Raw genomic sequence first — 19,761 nt, forward strand, 5'->3', positions numbered from 1 at the left:
AGCGGCTCAGCGCTTGCCGAAGGTGCTCATCATGTCCTGGTAGTTCTTCGCCAGGTCCGCCTCACGCGTCAGGACGGTGTCGACGTTGGCATCGCCGTACGTGCGGCGGACCTCGGTGAGCTGGCGCAGGGACTCCACGCGCTCACGCATGGCGTCAATCTGCGGGGCCAGCTCCTTCTGCTGCTCCTGGCTGAGCTTCGCCTGCATGGCCTCCAGCTTCTTCAGCTCCTCGTCGAACTGGAGCGTCTGCAGCATCTGGCGCTGGGAGATGACCGCCGTCACCACGTCGGCCAGGCCGTTGACGTCCACCTCGGAGAGCCCCGCCGCCTTGCGCGCGTTCTCCTCCGCCACCGCCTTGCCCTCGATGTACTTCATCGTGGCATTCACCTCCGCCATGGTGCCCACCGTGTCCGGCTTGCTCTTCACCGTGGCCAGCTCCTTCGTGAGCGCCGCGTAGGCCTCCAGCAACTGGCGCTGGTAGCCCACGTAGGCCCCGAGCTTCTCGGGCGTCACCCGGTAGGTGTTGGGCACCTCCCCGGCCTCCCCTCCGGCCGTCCCGGGGTCCTGCTCACCTGGGGCGGGGGCCGCCCCGGGCGAGGCGGGGCCTGCCTGAGCGGGGGCCGGCGCCGGGCCGGGTTGTTCTTTCTTGCACGCTGAGCAGGCAAGCGCCGCCCAGAGCACCCACAACGACCGACGCATGCCTACTCCCCTTGGAATCACGGGGGCGACTATAGGCCCGGGACCCTGTCCGATGGGATTCGATGCCTCCCCGACAACCTACCGGGAGGGACGGCAGCATTGAACAATCGCCGCATTACCTTTGACCAACCTGCCCACGGTCGTGTACGAACCGCGATTCGTTGTCGAGAGCGGTGGAGGGACTTTGAGGCTTTTCCTGGTAAGGCACGGCGATGCGGACGCAGAGATCCCCGAGGGACTCGGCGACGAGGCGCGCGCGCTGACCGCGAAGGCCCGCGCCAACACTGCCCTGCACTTCGCGTCGCTGGCGGAGCGCATGGGGCCCATCTCCCTCATCCTGACGAGCCCCCTGGTCCGCACGGTCCAGACCTCGCAAATCCTCTCCGCCGCGACAAAGCACGAGGGCCTGCTCCGGGTGCACCGCTGCCTGCTGCCCGACATGCCCGTGGGCGCCGTGGAGCCCGTCATCGCCGAGCACGCGGACCAGAACCTGGTGCTCGTGGGGCATCAGCCCTCCATGGGCGCCCTGGCGGCGCACCTGCTGGGCATGCAGTCCTTCCCCAAGCCGGTCAACCCCGGCACGGTCATCGCCCTGGAGCGAGCCGAGGAAGCCGGCGCCCCGCTGAAGTTCCTGTTCTACGCGGCGCCCGGGCAGCAGGTCCTCGACGTCATCCAGTGAGCGGCCCGCGGGCCGGAGCAACGCGATGATGGACGAAGCGCGCTACAACCAGCTCGTCGCCACGGTCTTCAAGCGCATGGTCGCCGCGGCGGATGTCATCGATCCGGACGTCCTCGAGGCCGACACCACCGGGGACATGCTCACCCTCACCGCCCCCTCGCGCGAGAAGTGCATCGTCAACACCCAGCGCGCCGTGCGGCAGATCTGGGTGGCGGGCAAGAGCCAGGGCATCCACTTCTTGTATGACGAGGCCACCGGCACTTGGAAGGACGACAAGGGCCGGGGGCTGGAGCTGTTCTCCTTCGTGGCCCAGGTGGTGCGGGAGATCAGCGGCGCGGACTTCGCCTACCCCTCCTGAGGCGCCTCGCCCGGAGGCGGCGGCCCCCGCTCGCTGAACACCACCCGGTCCCCGCCCGCGGCCTGCGCCTTGCGCAGCGCCTCGCTCGCATCCCGCATGAGGTTGCCGAAGCTGACCTGGGTCTGCCCCCGCGCCGAGGCCGGCTCGAACACCGCCAGCCCCAGGGACAGGGTCAGCTCCGGCAGCGGGGCCAGCGTCTTCACCCGCTGGCGCAGCCGCTCGGCCACCATCATCGCCCCGTCCTTGGCGGTGTGGGGCATGAAGGAGACGAAGCGCCCCTCGGACAGGGGGACGGTGACGTCGATGTCGCGCATCGCCTCGGTGAGCAGCGCCAGCACCTCGGCCAGCACCGCGGTGCGCCGCGGGGGGCCCAGCGGGGCCAGGTGCTCGGCCAGCCGGTCCAGTTCCAGCAGCACCAGGGCAATGGGGTAGCGGTAGCGCCGGCTGCGCTTCACCTCCATGAGGAGCAGCCGCTTGAGGAACTCGAAGTCCGGGGAGCCCGCCGTGTCCGAGCGCCGGTTGGGGGCCTCCGCCTCGGCGGCGGGCACCGCCTCGGCGGCGGCGCGCGCCTGGAAGAGCTGAAGCAGCAGCCCCACACAGGTGACGACCGTGGTGCGCTTGAGGGGCCCCACCAGGAAGGCATCCGCCCCGGCGCCCGCGGCGCGCGGCTCGGGATGCTCTTCCTCCGGCAGGTAGAGCAGGAGCACCGGAAGCTCCGGCACCTCCGCCTTCACCTGGCGGCAGAGCGCCTCGCCGTCGAGCGAGGCATTCTGGGAGGCCAGCAGCACCGAGGGCGAGCGCGCGTGGACTTCCCGCAGCGCCTCGTCCAGGGTGCTGACGATGCTCACGTCATAGTCCGCGCTCTCCAGGAACTTACGGAGTGCCGTGGAGACCGGGAGGGACGGCTCGGCAATGAGTGCGGAGCGCATGGGGGCATTAAAGCCCCAATTTCAAACGGACATAACCTCCTTTTCCTTGGCCGCGATGATTTCGTCGACCTTGGTCACGCCCGCGTCGGTCTCCTTCTGCACCTTCTCCGAGGTCCGCTTGTTGTCGTCCTCGGTGATGGTCTTCGCCTTCAGCTTCTCCTTGAGGGCCTCGTTGGCGTCCCGGCGGATGTTGCGGATGGCGACCTTGTGCTCCTCGCCCTTGGACTTCACCTGCTTGGCGATGTCCTTGCGGCGCTCCTCGGTCAGCGGCGGGAACGGCAGGCGGATCATCTCGCCGTCGTTCATCGGGTTGATGCCGAGGTTGGCCTCGCGCAGCGCCTTCTCGATTTCCTTCAGGACGCTCTTGTCGAAGGGCTTGATGGTGATGAGGCGGGGCTCCGGGGCATTCACGTTGGCCACGCCCGCCAGCGGCGTCGGCGTGCCGTAGTAGTCCACCCGGACGCCATCCAGGATGGCGGTGCTGGCCCGGCCGGTGCGCACCTTGGCCAGTTCGCGCTTGAGATCATCGATCGTCTTGTCGATCCGGCCCTTCAACTCCTTCAGCACGTCTTCATTCGCCATTGTGAGCTCCCAGGTTAGAAGAGGTCAGGCCCAGACCGTCTCGGCGGTCCCCACCACGGTCCCGATGTCGCCGGTGCCCAGCACCGCGCGGCCGATGTTGCCCCGCACCGTCAAGTCGAACACCACGATGGGCAGCTTGTTGTCGCGGCAGAGCGAGATGGCCGTGGAGTCCATCACGTTCAGGTCCTGCTTGATCACATCCAGGTAGGAGAGGCTGCGGTAGCGCCGCGCCTCGGGATCCTTCTTCGGGTCCGCGTTGTACACCCCGTCCACCTTGGTCGCCTTGAGGATGACCTCGGCGTTGATTTCCATGGCGCGCAGGGACGCGGCCGTGTCGGTGGTGAAGTACGGGTTGCCCGTGCCCGCGGCGAAGATGACGACGCGCCCCTTCTCCAGGTGGCGCACGGCACGGCGGCGGATGTAGGGCTCGGCGATCTGCTCCATCTTGATGGCCGACAGCACGCGCGTGTGGACGCCCTGCTTCTCCAGCGCGTCCTGCATCGCCATGGAGTTGATGCAGGTGGCGAGCATGCCCATGTAGTCGGCGCTCGCCCGGTCCATGCCCTCGGTGGCCCCGGCCACGCCCCGGAAGATGTTGCCGCCGCCAATGACGAGGGCCACCTGCACGCCCGCCTCGATCAGCTCCTTCACCTCGGAGGCGATGCGCGAAAGCGTGGGCGGGTGGATGCCATACTTCCCATCGCCCATCAGGGCCTCGCCCGAGAGCTTGAGAAGGATGCGCTTGTAACGGCCAGAACGGGTCGGGTCGGACATGTGGCCCCGCTTCTATCCCCCACCCTGGCCACGATCAACGTTCGAGTCGCAAGGACTCCCTCGGACCGTCGCCTGTGAACCCTTCGGCCCCGCACGCCCCCAAGTCCCGAAAAACAGAAGGGGCCGCCCTCCGGAAGGCCCCTCGCAGGGACTTGCCGGAGCCGCGGCCCCTCACTGGCACGGCAGGAGGCCTTACGCCTGGGCGGTGCCCAGCGTCTTGGCGACCTCGGCGGCCAGGTCATCCTTCTTCTTCTCGATGCCCTCGCCCACCACGAACCGGGCGAAGCGGCGCACGGACACCTTCTCGCCAATCTTCGCGGCGCGCTCGGTGATCATCTCGTGCATGCGCTTCTTGTCGTCCTTCACCCAGAACTGGTCCACCAGGCAGACCGTCTCGTAGTACTTCTCGATCTTGCCCACGAGGATCTTCTCCCACATGGCCTCGGGCTTGCCCGCCTCCTTCAACTGGGCGCGCTGGATCTCCTTCTCCTTCTCCAGCACGTCGGAGGGGATCTCCTCGCGGCGCACGTACTGGGGCGAGGCCGCCGCGATGTGCATCGCGACATCCTTGGCCAGCGCCTGGAAGTCCTCGTTGCGGGCCACGAAGTCCGTCTCGCAGTTGACCTCCACCATCACGCCGATGCGGCCGCTGTGGACGTACGTGGAGATGATGCCCTCGGCCGCGACACGGCCTTCCTTGCTGCCGGCCTTGGCGATGCCCTTCTTGCGCAGCCACTCCTCGGCCTTGACGAAGTCGCCGCCGGTCTCGGCCAGCGCCTTCTTGCAGTCCATCATGCCCGCGCCCGTCTTCTCGCGGAGTTCCTTCACCATCGTGGCGCTTACCTCGGCCATGTTCTTCTCCAGGCCCCGCGTGTCCGGCGCCATGCGCTGGTGGGGGAATTGAGGTTCAATACGTCAGCTTGGGAAATGCAACGGCCGGACGGCGGGTCCCCACCGCCCGGCCAGACTTCATGCTCGCCACCGCGCGAGCGGCTTACTCGGCCGCGGGAGTCTCGCCGCCAGCCTCGGGGGCGTCGGAGGCGGCAGGCGCCGCGCCCTTCATCTCCACGAGGGGGCCGCGGCGCTCGCCGCCACCACCCCGGCGATCCCGGTCACCGCGGCGCGGGCCACGGCGGTCATCGCGGTCGTTGCGGCGCTCGTCCCGGCCCTCACGCTCCTCCTGCTCGTCGCGGTCGGCCGCGCCCGAGGCACGGTAGCGCGCCGCACCCTCGAGGCACGCGTCGGCGATCTTCGAGGTGAAGAGCTTGATGGAGCGGATGGCGTCGTCGTTGCCCGGGATGACGAAGTCGATGCCGTCCGGATCGCAGTTCGTGTCCACCACGCCGATGACGGGGATGCCCAGGCGGGTCGCCTCGTGGATGGCGATGTGCTCCTTCTTCGGGTCGACGACGAACACGCAGCGGGGCAGCTTCGCCATCTCCTTCACGCCGCCCAGGTTCTTCTCAAGCTTCTCGCGCTCGCGCTCCAGCGAGGCGACTTCCTTCTTGGGCAGGCGGTCGAAGGTGCCATCCTCGGCCATCTTCTCCAGCGTCTTCAGCCGGTCGATGCCCTGCTTGATGGTCTTGAAGTTGGTCAGCGTGCCACCCAGCCAGCGGCTGGTGACGAAGAACTGGCCAGCGCGCGCCGCCTCCTCGCGGATGACGTCCTGGGCCTGCTTCTTGGTGCCCACGAAGAGCACCGAGCCGCCGCGCGAGGTGATGTCCGCCACGAAGCGGAAGGCCGAGCGAGCCATCACGACGGTCTTCTGCAGATCGATGATGTAGATGCCGTTGCGGGCGCCGAAGATGTAGGGCTTCATCTTCGGGTTCCAGCGCTTGGTCTGGTGGCCGAAGTGAACACCGGCCTCCAGCAGCTGCTTCATCGTGATGCCGCTCGCGGCGGCCATGGCCTGCGCCTGGGTCTGTGTGTCCTGCGTTCCTTCAATCGACATGTTGCTCTCCGGTTGGTCCGCCACACCCGAGCGAGACACCGGCCATCTCTCCTGCTGAGGGGCGCCTCGGGTGAGGACGTCCTTCGCGGGAGCACCTGGGCCGGAACGGGCGTGTGTGAAGTGGGTACTGCTTGCCATCCACCCCCGGCATAAGCCAGGGGCGGGCGGTTCCTAACAAAACCCCTCTGGCGTGCGCAAGCTTCGCGTCAAACCACCCCCACATCCCCCCACGGGAGCCTGCCTGGCCGCCCGGCCCCCGGCCTCCCGAGCCCCTGAACGCCACCGGCGCGGCCCGCTTCCCAGAGGGGAGAAGCAGCACCGCGCCGGGTGGGTGTAGGCAGAAGGAGGACAGCGCCTAGACGCTGGCCTCGTTCGCCCCGTGGCACTTCTTGTACTTGCGCCCGCTGCCGCAGGGGCAGGGGTCGTTGCGGCCCACGCCCTTGGCCTCGGGCGCCTTGGCGGGGGCCCGGGGCGCCGCGGCGGCCTCGTCGATCTTCCCGTCCTCGCCGGCACGCCCCTCCAGGGCCTGCTTCTGGCGCTGGGCCATCTGGCGCTGGAGGCGGGCGGTCTCCTCGGCGGTGTTGCGCGCCTGCACGCGCATCATCTGGCTGACGAACTGCACCTTGATGGCGCCGAGCATCTGGATGAAGCCAGAGTAGCCCTCCTTCTTGTACTCCTGCTTCGGGTCCTTCTGGCCGTAGCCGCGCAGGCCGATGCCCTGGCGCAGGTGGTCCATGGCCAGCAGGTGGTCCTTCCAGAGCTGGTCGATGGTGGCCAGGTACCGGTACTGGAGGAAGCGCAGAAACTCCTCGCTGAACTCCTGCTCGCGCTGGAGGATGATCTTCTCCGCGGCCTTGTAGATGTCCTCCTCCACCTCCTCGCGGCTGCCCTTGCCCGAGAAGGACATCTCCAGGTTGAAGACCTCCTTCACGTTGCGCTCGAGGGACTCGAGGTCCCACGTGGCCGGGTTCTTCGTGGGCAGGTAGGTGTCCGCCTGGGCGACGATGGCGTCCTCCAGCGCGTCGAGCACCATCTCCTTGAAGTCCGCCCAGGAGATGGTCCGCTCGGTGCGGATCTTCGCCCGCGTCTTCTTGTCCTCCTCGTACTCCACCAGCGGCAGGCCCGCGCCCGCGGCCAGCACCTGGCGGCGCAGCTTGTAGATGGTGCGCCGCTGCTGGTTCATCACGTCGTCGTACTCGAGGAGGTTCTTGCGGATGTCGAAGTTGTGGCCTTCGACGCGCTTCTGGGCGCCCTCGATGGCGCGGCTGAGCCACGCGTGCTCGATGACCTCGCCCTCCTCCATGCCCAGGCGCTCCATCAGCCCCGAGATGCGCTCGGAGCCGAAGATGCGCATCAGGTCATCCTCCAGCGACAGGTAGAAGCGGCTGGCGCCCGGGTCGCCCTGGCGGCCCGCGCGGCCGCGGAGCTGGTTGTCGATGCGCCGCGACTCGTGCCGCTCGGTGCCGAGGATGAACAGGCCGCCCAGGCCCATCACCTCCGCGCGCTCGGCCTTGGTCTGCGCGTCGAACTGCGCCTTCGTCTCCGCGAAGCGCTTGCGGTAGTCCTCCAGCTGCTGCTGGTAGCCCGTCAGGTCCGCGGGCTGGCCGTCCACGGGCGCGGGCGGCTCGGGCTCAGGCCCCATGGCCGCCTTGGTCATCACCTCGGCGTTGCCGCCCAGGAGGATGTCCGTGCCGCGGCCGGCCATGTTGGTGGAGATGGTGACGGCGCCCTTGCGGCCCGCCTGCGCGACGATGTCGGCCTCGCGCTGGTGCTGCTTGGCGTTGAGGACGTTGTGCGGCACGCCGCGCTTCTTGAGGAACGAGGAGACCACCTCGCTCTTGGCAATGGACACCGTGCCCACCAGCACCGGCTGCCCCTTCTTGTTCAGCTCCTCGATCTCCTTGGCCGCCGCCTCGAACTTCTCGCGCTCCGTCTTGTAGACGAGGTCCTGCAGGTCCTTGCGGACCATGTCCCGGTTGGTGGGGATGACGCGCACGTCGAGGTTGTAAATCTTCGCGAACTCCTCGGCCTCGGTGTCGGCGGTGCCCGTCATGCCCGACAGCTTCGAGTACATGCGGAAGTAGTTCTGGAACGAGATGGTGGCCAGCGTCTGGTTCTCGTTCTCGATCTTCACGCCCTCCTTGGCCTCGACGGCCTGGTGCAGGCCGTCCGACCAGCGGCGGCCGGGCATGAGGCGGCCGGTGAACTCGTCGACGATCATCACCTCGCCGTCCTTCACCACGTAGTCCTTGTCGCGCTTGTAGAGCGTGTGCGCGCGCAGGGCCTGCTCCACGTGGTGCAGGGTCTCGATCTCACCCGGATCGTACAGGTTGGCGATGCCCAGCCGCTTCTGGAGCTTCTCGATGCCGTCGTCGGTGAGCGAGACCGAGCGCCCCTTCTCATCCAGCGTGTAGTCCTGGTCCGGCACCATGCCCGGAATCACCTGGTCCACGCGGTAGTACTTGTCGGTGCTGTCCTCGGTGGGGCCCGAGATGATGAGCGGGGTGCGCGCCTCGTCGATGAGGATGGAGTCCACCTCGTCCACGATGGCGTAGTTCAGCTCGCGCTGGACGTAGTCCTGCAGGCGGAACTTCATGTTGTCGCGCAGGTAGTCGAAGCCGAACTCGTTGTTCTGCCCGTAGGTGATGTCCGACCGGTAGGACTCCTGGCGCTGCTTATCCGTCAGCTCGTGGAGGATGCAGCCCGTCGTCATCCCCATGAAGCGGTAGACGCGGCCCATCCACTCGGCGTCGCGGCGCGCCAGGTAGTCGTTCACCGTCACCACGTGCACCCCGCGCCCGGACAGGGCGTTGAGGTAGGTGGGCAGCGTCGCGGTCAGCGTCTTGCCTTCACCGGTGCGCATCTCGGCGATGCAGCCCTCGTGCAGGAACATGCCGCCGACGAGCTGGACGTCGTAGTGCCGCTGGCCAATCACCCGGCGCGCTCCCTCACGGATGAGGGCGAACGCCTCGAACAGCAGGTCGTCCAGCGGCTTGCCGTTCTGCACTTCCTGCTTCATCCGGGCCGTCGCGGCGGCGAAGTCCTCGTCCTTCAGCTCCCGCATCCGGCTTTCCAGCTCGTTGATGCGGATCACCTTCAGACGGGACTTCTTGAGCTCGCGCTCATTCTTGGTCCCGATGAGCTTCTTCAGCGTCCATTCGATCATGAATTCTGGCTCTCTCGCGCGGGAGAATCCCCGAATGACGGCAACGAGTGAAGGGAAATCCCTGGAGATGTAAGAGACAACCCTGGGAGAACCCCACGCGATCCCGAGGCATTCCTCTTGGCCGTCTGCCCTGCGCGCGGTCAAGACACAGTAAAGCGGAACCGAGCCCACGCAATGTCCCCACGCCGAAATCCCCCGCCCCGCTCCGGCCGCCGCCCGGGCCCGCGCCCCTCCCGCCCTCCCGGCCGGGCCCCCGAACGGCCCACGCCCGCCTCGCCAGGCCCTCAGGTTCCCCCCCGGGTGCGCATCCCCCACACACCCGCGCAAACCCTACCGCCGCGGCCTGACAGGTGGCTATGGACCTGCCGTGCAGGCTTCGAGCCCCACCTCTTCGAGGAGCTGGCCTGGGCGGGCACCGCCCCCCGGCTGCTGGGCGAGGCGCTGATCGAAAGCGACGGCGCCCCGGGCCTCTCCCCAGCCTTCGCCCGGCAGGGCATGCGGGTGTTGGCCAGCTTTCCCTCCCCCTCGCCCGGGCTCTCGGCGGATGCCCTGGCCCGGAGCGTGGCGGCCCGGCCCCGGGGCGCGCCCCTGGTGCTGCAGGCCTACACACCGGACACGCCCAGCGGCAATGCGCTCGCCCCTCAGGCGGACGCGCTCGTGGAGGCCGCGCGCGCCCTCCTGCCCCCGGAGCGGCTGCTCGAGGACCCGAACCGGGCCCGGGAGGCTGGGGCGCGGCTGGTGGCGCTGTGCCTTGCCCCCGGCGTGGCCGTGCTGGGCGAGGTGCTGGCGCGGGAGGCCCTGTCCCTGGCGCCCGGAGGACGGCGGCGGATGCGGCGCGAGGGCGATGCCCCCTCGCGCGCGGCGATGAAGCTGGAAGAGGCCCTCGATGGCCTGCCCTTCGAGCCCGGCCGGGGCGAGGTGTGCGTGGACCTGGGGGCGGCACCGGGCGGGTGGACCCAGCGGCTGGTGGCCCGGGGCGCCCGGGTCATCGCCGTGGACCCCGCGAAGCTGATGCCGGAGCTGGCCGCCCATCCCCGCGTCCGGCACGTGCAGGAGAGCGCCTTCGCCTTCGCCCCGGAGGACCCGGCGGACTGGCTCTTCTGCGACATGGCCTGGCGGCCGCTGGAGGTGGCCCAGTTGCTGGCCAAGTGGGGCCGGCGCGGGTGGGCCTCGCATCTGGTGGCCAACATCAAGCTGCCCATGAAGGACAAGAACCCCCTCTTGCTGCGCGTGCGCCACCTCCTCACTGAGGACGGCGGCTGGAGTGGGCTCACCGTGCGCCAGCTCTACCATGACCGGGATGAAGTCACGGTGACGGCCCACCGCCGCTAGGGCGGCACCGGCTGCGCCCGGGGAGGCCTTCGCGTTACAAGGGCGGCGATGCCCTACCCCATCGACGATGCCACCGCCACCGCCCTCATCGCCCTCCACCCGTGGACCGTTGCCCGGAGCGCCCAGCCGGTCCAGCTCGCCGTGGAGACGCTGCTGGAGGCCGAGCGCGCCCGGCAGGGCCAGCCCGACAAGACGGGCGCCTTCGCGGCACTCGCGCTCACCCAGGGCCCCCTCCTCAAGGAGGAGTTCGACTTGTCCACCCACGCCCACCACGACGGCTGGCGCGTGGGGGCCGTCCTCGCCGATGTCCAGGCGATGATCTCCGTCAACGCGCGCTTCGGCTTTCCCCTGGGGGACGCGGTGCTCCAGGCCACCGTGAGTTCCCTGGCCGCCCAGTTTCCCGGCGCCAAGGTGGTCCGCATCCACGCGGATGCCTTCGCCGCCCTGCTCACGCCCTCCTCCCAGCTCTCGGTGCAGGCGGATCAGCGAGAGGCCACCCGCGCACGCCTCGCCGCAGACGTGGCCCAGCGGCTGTCGGCGGACACCCGCCCGGAAGAGCTCCCCCGCCACACGGTGACGCTGCTGGAACTCACCGTGGATCAACCGTCTCACTGGCAGGTGCTGGGGCCACTGCTGTGGGCCGAGCTGGAGCGCGCGCACGTGCTCGAACGGCTCGGCCGGACGCGCGACACCGTGCAGCGGCGGCGCATCCGGCTCGATGGCTTCGTCCCCGCGGGCTGAGGCCGCGCGGGGGCGGGGCGCCTACTCCTCGAGGATGAACTTGCGCGGGTTCTGCGGGATGCCGTTCACGCGGACCTCGTAATGCAGGTGCGGTCCGGTGGAACGGCCCGTGTTGCCCACAGCGGCGATGAGCGCCCCGCGCTTCACCTTGTCACCGGCCTTCACCAGCATCTTCGCCAGGTGGCCGTAGCGCGTCTTGATGCCGTAGCCGTGGTCGATGACGAGGACGTTGCCGTAGCCGCCCTCGAGCCCCGCGAACACCACCGTGCCGTCCGACGGCGCGTGGATCTCCTTCCCGTGGGGGGCCGCGATGTCCAGGCCCGCGTGCGTCACCCGCTCGGCCGTGTACGGATCCAACCGCTGGCCGAAATCGCTCGTCACCCACCCGCGCGCGGGCCACACGGACGGCGTGGAGGCCAGCAGCGACTTCTGATCCTGGAAGTAGGCCTGCAGCTCCTGGAGGCTCTGCTCCTGCCGGGTAGCCTCCGCCGAGAGCTTGTCCAGCTTGCCCAGCAGCACCCCGGGCACTTCCGCGTGGGACAGCTGCGTGAACTGCGTGTCCGTGGTGGGCGAGGTGGTCCCCGGCTCCGTGGGGCCCATGGCCAGGTTGCGCTGCGGATCCGACAGCAGCGTCATGGCGCGCAGCTTCTGGTCGAAGCGCTCCACCCGGTCCAGCGTGGAGCCGATGTGCTCGATGCGCTCGCGCACCGACTTGAGCTGGCCGCGCAGCGTGAGGTTCTCCTCGCGCAGGATGCGGTTCTCCGCGGCGTCCTTCGCCACCTGGAAGTAGTGGGCCGTCGCCCCCAACGCCATGCCGGTCACCAGCACCACCCCTACGCCCAGCTGGATCAGAAAGGCCCGCTGGATGTGGAAGCGCTTGACCGGAGAGTTGTGGTCCGAGACCACCATGAGGGTGTAGGACTTTTTCGCCACGAACAGCTCTCCCTGTGGATGCCCGGCCTGGTCCCCACCGACCCCATGACTGCCGGGCATTTCGCTGCGGTTGGAACAGTTTGCGCAGCTATCATCCGGTTTTTCAACGTGTCAAGTTGAACGGCCCCCCGAGGCCCTGCCTACTCCACACACGGCCCTGAAAACTCCATCAGGCCTGAACTTGTACAACGATGACGGTGATGTTGTCGTCGCCGCCCCGCTCGTTGGCGAGATCAATCAATTTCTGCGGCACATCCTGGAAGCGGGCCGTCTGGAGCACCAGCTCGTGGATCTCCTTGTCCTCGAGCATGTTGGCCAGGCCGTCGGAGCACAGCAGGAACACGTCGCCGGGTTCGGAGATGACACCCATCACGTCCACCTGGACTTCCTCTTCGAAGCCCACCGAGCGGGTGATAATGTTCTTGTACCGGGAGTGCTTGGCCTCCTCGGGGGTAATCATGCCCGCTTTGATCTGCTCGTTGACCAGCGAGTGGTCCTCGCTGATCTGCTGGATGAGCTCGCCGCGGATGAGGTAGGCGCGGCTGTCGCCCACGTGGGCGAAGAAGGCCTGGTCATCCTTCACCACCAGGGAGATGACCGTGGTGCCCATGCCCGACAGGCGCGAGTCCTCCTGCGCCGCGGTGTAGATGGCCAGGCACGCCTTCTCGACGGCGGTGCGCAGGGCCTCGGGAATGAGCGCGTCCTGGAGGTTGCTGGTGGAGATGAACGGGTTGTCCCGGCTCTCTCGCGCCCGGCGCAGCTCTTTGTCGATGGTCTCGACGGCGATGCGGGAGGCGGTACCGCCCCCTGCATGGCCACCCATGCCATCCGCCACGACGTAGAGCTGCAGCTCCTCGTCGATGAGGAAGCTGTCCTCGTTGTGGTTCCGCTTCCGGCCGACGTCGGTGAGACCCGCCGAGACGACCTTCAGCCGCGGAGAAGCGGTCTGTCCTGCCGTTTTGGACACACCCGAATGCTATGTGACGGCTTGGACCGGAGCAAGGACGTGAATCTTCCGTCCAACATCAAGCGCTCCGCCGGAGCCGCCCCCGGGTCCCCCCCCCCGGCGCCGGATCTCTCCGGGGACGGGGGGAGCCGCCCATGGCGCGGTGAGCCGAACGGACCAGGGCCTCGGCCGCCCCCATTGCCTCGCGCGTCACCTCCACGCCCGACAACATGCGGGCCAGCTCCCGGGTGCGCTCGTCCCCGGCGGCCAGCGGCACCACCTCGGACACCGTGCGCTCCGCCTTGAGCCCCTTGCGGATGAGCAGGTGAGCGTCCGCATAGGCGGCCACCTGGGGCAGGTGGGTGATGCAGAGCACCTGACGGTGGCCGCTCACCTCCTTCATCATCCGGCCCACCACGTCCGCGATGGCGCCGCTCACCCCGGAATCCGCTTCGTCCAGGACATACGAGCCACACCCGTCGCTGTCGGCCAGGGCCCGCTTGAGCGCCAGGAGCAGCCGGCTCGCCTCACCGCCGGAGGCCACCTTCGCCAGGGCGCGCGGAGGCTCACCCGGGTTGGCGCTGAAGAAGAACTCCACCTCGTCCGTGCCCTCGGGGCGCAGGGGCCCCCCCGGGGTGATGCGCACCTCGAAGGCGGCCTTGCCCAGCGCCAGCCCCGCGAGCCCCTCGCGCACCTGGGCGGAGAACTCCCCGGCACACGCGGCGCGCGCGCGCGACAGACCTGTAGCACTCTCTCTCGCCCGGGCCTCGGCCGCCTGCCGCTCCCGCGACAGCTCCTCGAGAATCTCCGTGCGGTTCTCCAGCGTGGACAGCTCCGTCTCCAGCTCGCCGCGCTTCTTCAGCACGCCCTCCAGCGAGGTGGCGTGCTTGCGGCACAGCCGCTTGATGGCATCCAGCCGGTCCTCCACCTCCGCCAGCCGGGACGGATCCGACTCCAGCGCCTCCGTGTAGCGGTTGAGCCGGCGCTGCGCCTCCTCCAGTTCCGCCAGGGCCGAGCCCAGCGACTGGGCGATGGGCCCGAGCGTCGCGTCGTAGCGCACCGCATCGTTGATGAGCCCCAGCGCGCGCCCCACCGTCTCCAGGGCCGAGCTCTCATCCCCCGCGACGAGCACCTCGGCCTCGGCCGCCTGACGCTTGAGCTTCTCCGCGCCCGCGAGCCGCCGGCGCTCCGCGTCCAGCGCCACGTCCTCGCCCGGCTCGGGGCTCAGGCGGTCGATCTCATCGCGCTGGAAGCGCAGGAACTCCGCCCGCTCGCGCACCCGGGCCTCGTCGCCGCCCAGCGACTCCATGCGCGCCTCCACGTCCCGGAAGGCCGTGTAGTGCTGGGCATAGGTGGCCACCGTGTCGGCCAGGTTGCCGTAGCGGTCCAGCAGGGCCCGGTGCAGGCCCGCATCGAAGAGGCTCACGTGCTCGTGCTGGCCGGCGATGTCCACCAGCCCCCGCGTCAGGCGGGCCAGCACGCCCACCGTGACGAGCGAGCCGTTCACGTACGCCTTGCCCCGCCCGTTGCGTCCCACCACCCGGCGCACCAACACCTCGTCCCCCAGGTTGGGCAGCCCCAGCTCTTCCAGGCGCGCGGCCACCCCGGGCGTGCAGGCATAGACGCCCTCCACGGAGGCCTCGTCACACCCCGCGCGCACGACGTCCGCATCCGCCCGGCCGCCCAGCAGCAATCCCAGGGCATCCACCAAGATGGATTTGCCCGCCCCTGTCTCCCCCGTGAGCACGGTCAAACCGGCCCCGAACCCCACCTCCACCTCTTCAATCACCGCCACGTTCGAAATCCGCAGTCCGAGCAGCACACACCCTCCGAAATCCGCTAACGGCGCTGGCACTGAACACCCTAGCAGGTAACTCCGACACTGCACAGGCGTTCCGGTCGAGCGCACGCCCGGCGGACGGGGGGGAGGGAGAGCGTCTTTTGAGGCTCAACTTTCCGTGAACAGGTCGGCGATGTCCTGTTCGGTCAACAACTTGCCGAAATCGCCTTCCGTTCCCAGCACCCCGGCGGCGAGCTCTTTCTTGCGCCGCTGGAGGGAGAGAATCTTCTCCTCCACGGTGCCGCGGGTAATGAGCTTGTAGCTGATGACCGCGCGCGTCTGGCCAATGCGGTGCGTCCGGTCCGTGGCCTGGTCCTCCACGGCGGGGTTCCACCACGGATCATAGTGGATGACGTAGTCGGCCGCGGTGAGGTTGAGGCCGGTGCCGCCCGCCTTGAGGCTGATGAGGAACAGCGGCGGGCCATCCGGGCGGTTGAAGTCATCCACCTTGGCCATGCGGTCCTTGGTCCGGCCGTCCAGGTAGAGGTACTCCATGCCGCGCCGCTCGGCCTCGCCCTTGAGCAGCTCCAGCATCTCGGTGAACTGGCTGAAGACGAGCGCGCGGTGCCCCTCGGCCACCAGGTCATCCACGAGCTGGCCGAAGCGCTCCAGCTTGGCGCTCGCGGGCAGCAGCGTGTTGGGCGGCAGCTTGAGCAGGCGCGGATCACAGCACACCTGCCGCAGGCGCATCAGCGCGGCGAGGATGGACACGCGGCTGCGCTTGAAGCCCAGCTTCTCGATGCTCTCGCTCACCTTGCGGCGGCTCTCCTCCAGCACCTCGCGGTAGAGCGCGGCCTGGCCCGGCTCCATCTCGCACCAGGCGACGCTCTCGGTCTTGGGCGGCAAGTCACTGGCCACCTCCGTCTTGAGCCGACGCAGGATGAACGGCTGGATGCGGCGGCGCAGCCGGTCCCGCGCGGTGACGTCGTTGGCCACCTGGATGGGCTGCTCGTAGCGGTCGCTGAAGCCCTCGGCGCTGCCAAGGAAGCCCGGCATGAGGAAGTCGAAGAGGCTCCACAGCTCGCTCAGGCGGTTCTCCAGCGGCGTGCCGGTGAGCGCCAGGCGCGAGTCGCTGGGCAACGTCTTGCACGACTGCGCGGTGGCGCTGTCGGCGTTCTTGATGTTCTGCGCCTCGTCGAGGATGACGTAGCGGAAGCCGACCTGGGAGAGCTGGTCCAAGTCGCGCCGCACCAGGGCGTAGGAGGTCAGCACCAGGTCCATGTCCTTCAGGTCCTCGGCGCGCTCCTTGCGGTCCTGGCCGTGCCACACCATGACCTTGAGGTTGGGGGTGAAGCGCTCGGCCTCGCGCTCCCAGTTGGCGAGCACGCTCGTAGGGGCCACGACGAGCGAGGGCTTGCGGCCCTCCTCGTTGGCCACCTTCTGCAGGAGGCTCAGGGACTGGACCGTCTTTCCAAGGCCCATGTCGTCCGCGAGGATGCCGGACAGGCCGTGGCGGTGCAGGAACCAGAGCCACGAGAGGCCCGACTCCTGGTAGTGGCGCAGCGTGGCGGTGAGCCCCTCGGGCAGGGCCACCTTGGGCACCCCGGCCGTGTCGCGCAGCTCCATCATCGCCTGGCGCGCCTTGGCCTCCACCTCGGTGAACTCGCCCAGGTCCGCCAGCAGGTCCAACGCCACGGACTGGTGCAGGGGCAGCCGGGTCCGCGTGCGGCCCGGCATGGCGCCGGCCTCTTCCAAAATGTCCGCCACGCGCTTGAGCTCGGCGGCGTCCGCCTCCGCGAAGCTGCCGTCCTTGAGGGGCACGAAGCGCCGCCCCGAGTCCAGCCACATGCGCACCGCGCCCAGGTCCACCGCCTGGTCGTCGGTGACGAACTCCGCGTCGAGGTCGAACCAGTTCACCCCGCTCATGCCCACGCGGATGCGCGGCTTGATTTTCGGCCGCAGCCGCACCTTGGGGGCCTGCACGCCGAAGCGCTCCCAGGCGGCCGGCAGCGAGGCGAGCCCGCGCGCCCAGAACTCCAGCGCCGCGTCTCCGCTGGTCTCGTAGACCTGGGCCCCTCCATCGAAGCGCAGGCCCAGCTCCAGGAGCTGCTTGCCCGCGCCGCGCTCCAGCTCCTCGCGCCGGCGGTAGAGCTTGCGGCTCTCGTTGCCCACGCCGCTCGCGTAGCCCAGGTGCGTGGCCGTGGGGGACACCGGCACCGTGGTCTGTCCGTAGCGCGCGGCGAGCTGCGCCTTCACGCGCTCCGGCGTGCCCTCCAGGGTGAGCAGGAAGTGCGGCTCCACCGACTCGTCCACGTCGATGTTGTCCGCCTTGAGCACCATGCGGAAGCGCGGCAGGTGCGCGGCGAAGAACGTCAGCACCCGGTCGAGCTGGGCGGGCGGGAAGGCCATGGCCGGCTCCAGCAGCCACTTGCGCAGCAGCCGGGGCGGAAAGTCCGGCTCCACCGAGAACAGCAACTGGGCCTGGATGACCCAGGTGCGCTGGCCCGCCAGGAGGATGACGTCTTTGATCTGCGCGCCCACGCCATCCGGGAACAGCAGCTCGATGCGGGCGGTGGCCCCGTCCGGCCGGGACTCCAGGTGGATCTGCGGACGCACGGGCTCTTCCGAGTAGATGAGCGGCGTGCCCCGGTAGATGACCCGGCGGTGGCGCAGCAGCTCCAGCACCTCGGCCAGGTCCTCGTCGGACAGGACGATGCGCGAGTCGTAGCGGTGCTCGTGCCGGGCCAGCACGGCGAACACCCGCTCATCGGCCGGCGAGATGCGCGTGCCCGCCTGGAGCAGGCGCTTGACGTGCACGGGGCCCTTCATCTGGGCGTCCTGGCGGCGCACGTCCACCACCCAGTGGCGCCCTCCGGGGCCCGTGGTGGACAGCGTCAACCGGTAGAAGAACTCGTAGTCGGCCTGCGCGGAGAGCCCCAACCAGCTCTCCACCTTGGCCAGCGCCGGCAGGCTCACCGCATCCGCGCCGGACAGCTCCGGGGCGGGCACCTCATCCTCTTCCTCATGATGCTCGGGCTCGGGGGCCGGGCGGGACGGCTCGCGCGCGGCCACGGGCGGGGCGGCGGGGTTGGCCTGCGTGGGCGGCGGGAGCGGGCGGAAGCGCGCCGCGTAGATGAGCGCCACGGCCACCACGTGCTTGCAGTGAGGACCTTCGGTGTTCCACTCCTCGCAGGTGCAGGTCGAGTTGACCTTGCCGTCCTTGGGCTCCAGCGCCACCTCGTAGCGCACGCCCGTGGTCCCCGCTACCTGGGCACGGATGCGGCCCCCCTCACGCTGGAGGCCGAAGACGCGGCGGTTCTCCGCGACCTCACGGCCCTGCTTGAAGGTGGCGGACGGGACCTCGGCCTTCAGGGCACGCAGCCACTGGCCGTCCTGCGGAGAAAGAGGGTCTCGGGTGTCGACGGATGATTGCACGGGTCGCGAATGAGCCCAGAAAAGGGGAACCTGGGCGCATACCACAGACGGGGCCCTTCGCGTTGAAGGGAAAACGAGAACCCGTTCGGAACGGTGCAGGAGGCTCCCCCGCTTGGCCGACGGGTGTGAGAGCATCAACGCTTCCCAGGGCCCTCCCTTGGGGGCCTCCCTTCACGGTGTGGGAGGAAGATCTACCTCCGCTCCCCGGAGATCCGCTCATGAATCCCGATACTTCTCTCTCCGCCGAGCTTCAGGCCCGCATGCGCGACGTGCCGGACTTTCCCCGTCCCGGCATCGTCTTCAAGGACATCACCCCCGTGCTGGCCGATCCCGTGCTCTTCCCCCGCCTCATCCAGGCCCTGGCGGAGCCCTTCCGGGATCAGCGCATCACCAAGGTGGTGGGGGTGGAGGCCCGGGGCTTCATCCTGGGGGCGCCGGTGGCGCTCGCGCTGAACGCCGGCTTCGTCCCCGCGCGGAAACCGGGCAAGCTGCCTTCCCGCACCGTCACCGAGCGCTACGCCCTGGAGTACGGCACCGACGCGCTGGAGATGCACCAGGATGCGGTGCTGCGCGGCGAGCGGACCCTCATCGTGGACGACGTGCTGGCCACTGGCGGCACCGCCGAGGCCACCGCGAAGCTCATCGCGCAGGTGGGCGGCGAGCTGGTGGGCTTCAGCTTCCTCATCGCCCTGGGCTTCCTGGACGGCGTGAAGCGGCTGGGCGCCCACCGCCTGCACCGCCTCATCACCCTGTAGGCCTCCCCTGCCCCGGACCCTGCCTTGGGACGTCCCTCCAATACCGATGAGCGCCGCCAGCAGATCGTCGCCGGGCTGCTCCGGGTCATGTCCGAGCGGGGCTACGAGCGGGCCTCCGTGGCCGAGATCGCCCGGGCGGCGGGCCTGAGCCCCGGGCTGGTGCACTACCACTTCCACGACAAGCAGGAGATCCTCCTCACCCTGGTAGAACAACTCGCCCAGGGCGTGCGCCAGCGCGTGGCCGCCGGGCTGGCGCGGGTGGAGGGGAGTTCTCCCAAGGCCCGGGTGGAGGCGTTCCTGGATGCCTACCTGGCCACGGGCGAGGACGCGAACCCCGCCGCGGTCGCCAGCTGGGTCACCATCAGCGCCGAGGCCATCCGGCAACCCGAGGTCCGCGCCATCTACGAAACGGTGGTCCGCACGGACCTCCAGCACCTGGAGACCCTGGTCGAAGCCCTCACGGGCCCCGGCCGGGCCCAGAGCGTGGCGGCGGGGCTGTTCGCCGCCATCCAAGGTTACTTCGTGCTCGCCGCCTCCGTGCCGGGCGTGGTGCCCCCGGGCTCGGCGGCCAGCACCGTGAAGCGCATGGCCTCGGGGTTGCTCGATGCGGAGCCCGCCCCTGCGCCCCGCTCTTCCCTAAAAGGCTAAGACAGATTCGCGCAAGACGCGTTTGGGCTTACCCCACGGCGCTGGACGCCAGA

17 protein-coding genes are annotated in these 19,761 nt (G+C 69.2%); 6 read left to right on the top strand and 11 right to left on the bottom strand.

The genetic code is table 11. The features are described from left to right. Positions 1-6 precede the first annotated feature (6 nt). Positions 7-699, bottom strand: coding sequence for a hypothetical protein (locus KY661_RS22825; protein WP_225412231.1), 693 nt, complete (start codon positions 697-699; stop codon positions 7-9). 184 nt (positions 700-883) lie between these two features. On the opposite strand from KY661_RS22825, the gene KY661_RS22830 reads away from it, so the two are divergent. Next, positions 884-1,378, top strand: coding sequence for a SixA phosphatase family protein (locus KY661_RS22830; protein ID WP_177241399.1), 495 nt, complete (start codon positions 884-886; stop codon positions 1,376-1,378). Between the two features lie 25 nt (positions 1,379-1,403). Then, a complete protein-coding gene (cyaY, locus tag KY661_RS22835) occupies positions 1,404-1,736 on the top strand; it encodes an iron donor protein CyaY (RefSeq protein WP_225412232.1) in 333 nt (110 codons plus the stop codon). Here the strand turns inward: cyaY and KY661_RS22840 are convergent. The 6 genes from KY661_RS22840 to secA all read right to left on the bottom strand — a co-directional run bounded on the left by KY661_RS22840 (position 1,724) and on the right by secA (position 9,138). Next, a complete protein-coding gene (locus KY661_RS22840) occupies positions 1,724-2,665 on the bottom strand; it encodes a diguanylate cyclase (protein ID WP_225412233.1) in 942 nt (313 codons plus the stop codon). The two genes, cyaY and KY661_RS22840, sit on opposite strands and share 13 nt — an antisense overlap. 21 nt (positions 2,666-2,686) lie before the next feature. Then, positions 2,687-3,247, bottom strand: a complete 561-nt coding sequence (gene frr / locus KY661_RS22845) for a ribosome recycling factor (RefSeq protein WP_225412234.1) — start codon at positions 3,245-3,247, stop codon at positions 2,687-2,689. 24 nt (positions 3,248-3,271) lie between these two features. Next, positions 3,272-4,021: a UMP kinase gene (gene pyrH / locus KY661_RS22850; protein ID WP_225412235.1), complete on the bottom strand. Its 750-nt coding sequence runs from the start codon at positions 4,019-4,021 to the stop codon at positions 3,272-3,274. Between the two features lie 192 nt (positions 4,022-4,213). Next, a complete protein-coding gene (gene tsf / locus KY661_RS22855; protein ID WP_075007394.1) occupies positions 4,214-4,873 on the bottom strand; it encodes a translation elongation factor Ts in 660 nt (219 codons plus the stop codon). A gap of 142 nt (positions 4,874-5,015) precedes the next feature. Beyond that, positions 5,016-5,927: a 30S ribosomal protein S2 gene (gene rpsB / locus KY661_RS22860; RefSeq protein ID WP_225412310.1), complete on the bottom strand. Its 912-nt coding sequence runs from the start codon at positions 5,925-5,927 to the stop codon at positions 5,016-5,018. 400 nt (positions 5,928-6,327) lie between these two features. Beyond that, on the bottom strand, positions 6,328-9,138 hold the full coding sequence (gene secA / locus KY661_RS22865; RefSeq protein ID WP_225412236.1) for a preprotein translocase subunit SecA: 2,811 nt from the start codon (positions 9,136-9,138) through the stop codon (positions 6,328-6,330). A gap of 117 nt (positions 9,139-9,255) precedes the next feature. Between secA and KY661_RS22870 the strand changes: the two genes are divergently transcribed. Together KY661_RS22870 and KY661_RS22875 are read left to right on the top strand one after the other, a co-directional pair. Then, positions 9,256-10,470: an SAM-dependent methyltransferase gene (locus KY661_RS22870; protein WP_398577226.1), complete on the top strand. Its 1,215-nt coding sequence runs from the start codon at positions 9,256-9,258 to the stop codon at positions 10,468-10,470. A 48-nt stretch (positions 10,471-10,518) separates the two neighbouring features. Then, the gene (locus tag KY661_RS22875) at positions 10,519-11,211 is read left to right on the top strand and encodes a diguanylate cyclase domain-containing protein (RefSeq protein ID WP_225412238.1); all 693 of its coding nucleotides are present in this window, start codon (positions 10,519-10,521) and stop codon (positions 11,209-11,211) included. Positions 11,212-11,232: 21 nt separating this feature from the next. On the opposite strand, the gene KY661_RS22880 is transcribed toward KY661_RS22875, so the two are convergent. From KY661_RS22880 to KY661_RS22895, 4 genes are all read right to left on the bottom strand, one after another. Next, the gene (locus KY661_RS22880; RefSeq protein ID WP_075007397.1) at positions 11,233-12,144 is read right to left on the bottom strand and encodes a M23 family metallopeptidase; all 912 of its coding nucleotides are present in this window, start codon (positions 12,142-12,144) and stop codon (positions 11,233-11,235) included. Positions 12,145-12,313: 169 nt separating this feature from the next. Next, a complete protein-coding gene (locus tag KY661_RS22885) occupies positions 12,314-13,111 on the bottom strand; it encodes a Stp1/IreP family PP2C-type Ser/Thr phosphatase (RefSeq protein ID WP_225412239.1) in 798 nt (265 codons plus the stop codon). A gap of 58 nt (positions 13,112-13,169) precedes the next feature. After that, entirely contained in the window at positions 13,170-14,912 is a 1,743-nt protein-coding gene (gene recN / locus KY661_RS22890; RefSeq protein WP_225412240.1) for a DNA repair protein RecN, read from the bottom strand. A 126-nt stretch (positions 14,913-15,038) separates the two neighbouring features. Continuing rightward, on the bottom strand, positions 15,039-18,305 hold the full coding sequence (locus tag KY661_RS22895) for a DEAD/DEAH box helicase (protein WP_225412241.1): 3,267 nt from the start codon (positions 18,303-18,305) through the stop codon (positions 15,039-15,041). A gap of 218 nt (positions 18,306-18,523) precedes the next feature. Between KY661_RS22895 and KY661_RS22900 the strand changes: the two genes are divergently transcribed. Further along, complete coding sequence (locus KY661_RS22900; RefSeq protein ID WP_225412242.1) at positions 18,524-19,060, top strand: adenine phosphoribosyltransferase; 537 nt, start codon at positions 18,524-18,526, stop codon at positions 19,058-19,060. Positions 19,061-19,084: 24 nt separating this feature from the next. After that, positions 19,085-19,708, top strand: coding sequence for a TetR/AcrR family transcriptional regulator (locus tag KY661_RS22905; protein WP_225412243.1), 624 nt, complete (start codon positions 19,085-19,087; stop codon positions 19,706-19,708). The last annotated feature ends 53 nt before the right edge of the window (positions 19,709-19,761 follow it).

This window comes from Allostigmatella hybrida (assembly GCF_020103775.1).
In the GTDB taxonomy this organism is placed as follows: Bacteria; Myxococcota; Myxococcia; order Myxococcales; family Myxococcaceae; genus Hyalangium; species Hyalangium aurantiaca.

What these genes read in the sequence shown, in the direction of transcription:
- KY661_RS22825 (WP_225412231.1), bottom strand. Translation starts at nt 699, where the DNA reads ATGCGTCGGTCGTTGTGGGTGCTCTGGGCGGCGCTTGCCTGCTCAGCG.
- cyaY (WP_225412232.1), top strand. Translation starts at nt 1,404, where the DNA reads ATGATGGACGAAGCGCGCTACAACCAGCTCGTCGCCACGGTCTTCAAG.
- KY661_RS22840 (WP_225412233.1), bottom strand. Translation starts at nt 2,665, where the DNA reads ATGCGCTCCGCACTCATTGCCGAGCCGTCCCTCCCGGTCTCCACGGCA.
- frr (WP_225412234.1), bottom strand. Translation starts at nt 3,247, where the DNA reads ATGGCGAATGAAGACGTGCTGAAGGAGTTGAAGGGCCGGATCGACAAG.
- pyrH (WP_225412235.1), bottom strand. Translation starts at nt 4,021, where the DNA reads ATGTCCGACCCGACCCGTTCTGGCCGTTACAAGCGCATCCTTCTCAAG.
- tsf (WP_075007394.1), bottom strand. Translation starts at nt 4,873, where the DNA reads ATGGCCGAGGTAAGCGCCACGATGGTGAAGGAACTCCGCGAGAAGACG.
- rpsB (WP_225412310.1), bottom strand. Translation starts at nt 5,927, where the DNA reads ATGGCCGCCGCGAGCGGCATCACGATGAAGCAGCTGCTGGAGGCCGGT.
- secA (WP_225412236.1), bottom strand. Translation starts at nt 9,138, where the DNA reads ATGATCGAATGGACGCTGAAGAAGCTCATCGGGACCAAGAATGAGCGC.
- KY661_RS22875 (WP_225412238.1), top strand. Translation starts at nt 10,519, where the DNA reads ATGCCCTACCCCATCGACGATGCCACCGCCACCGCCCTCATCGCCCTC.
- KY661_RS22900 (WP_225412242.1), top strand. Translation starts at nt 18,524, where the DNA reads ATGAATCCCGATACTTCTCTCTCCGCCGAGCTTCAGGCCCGCATGCGC.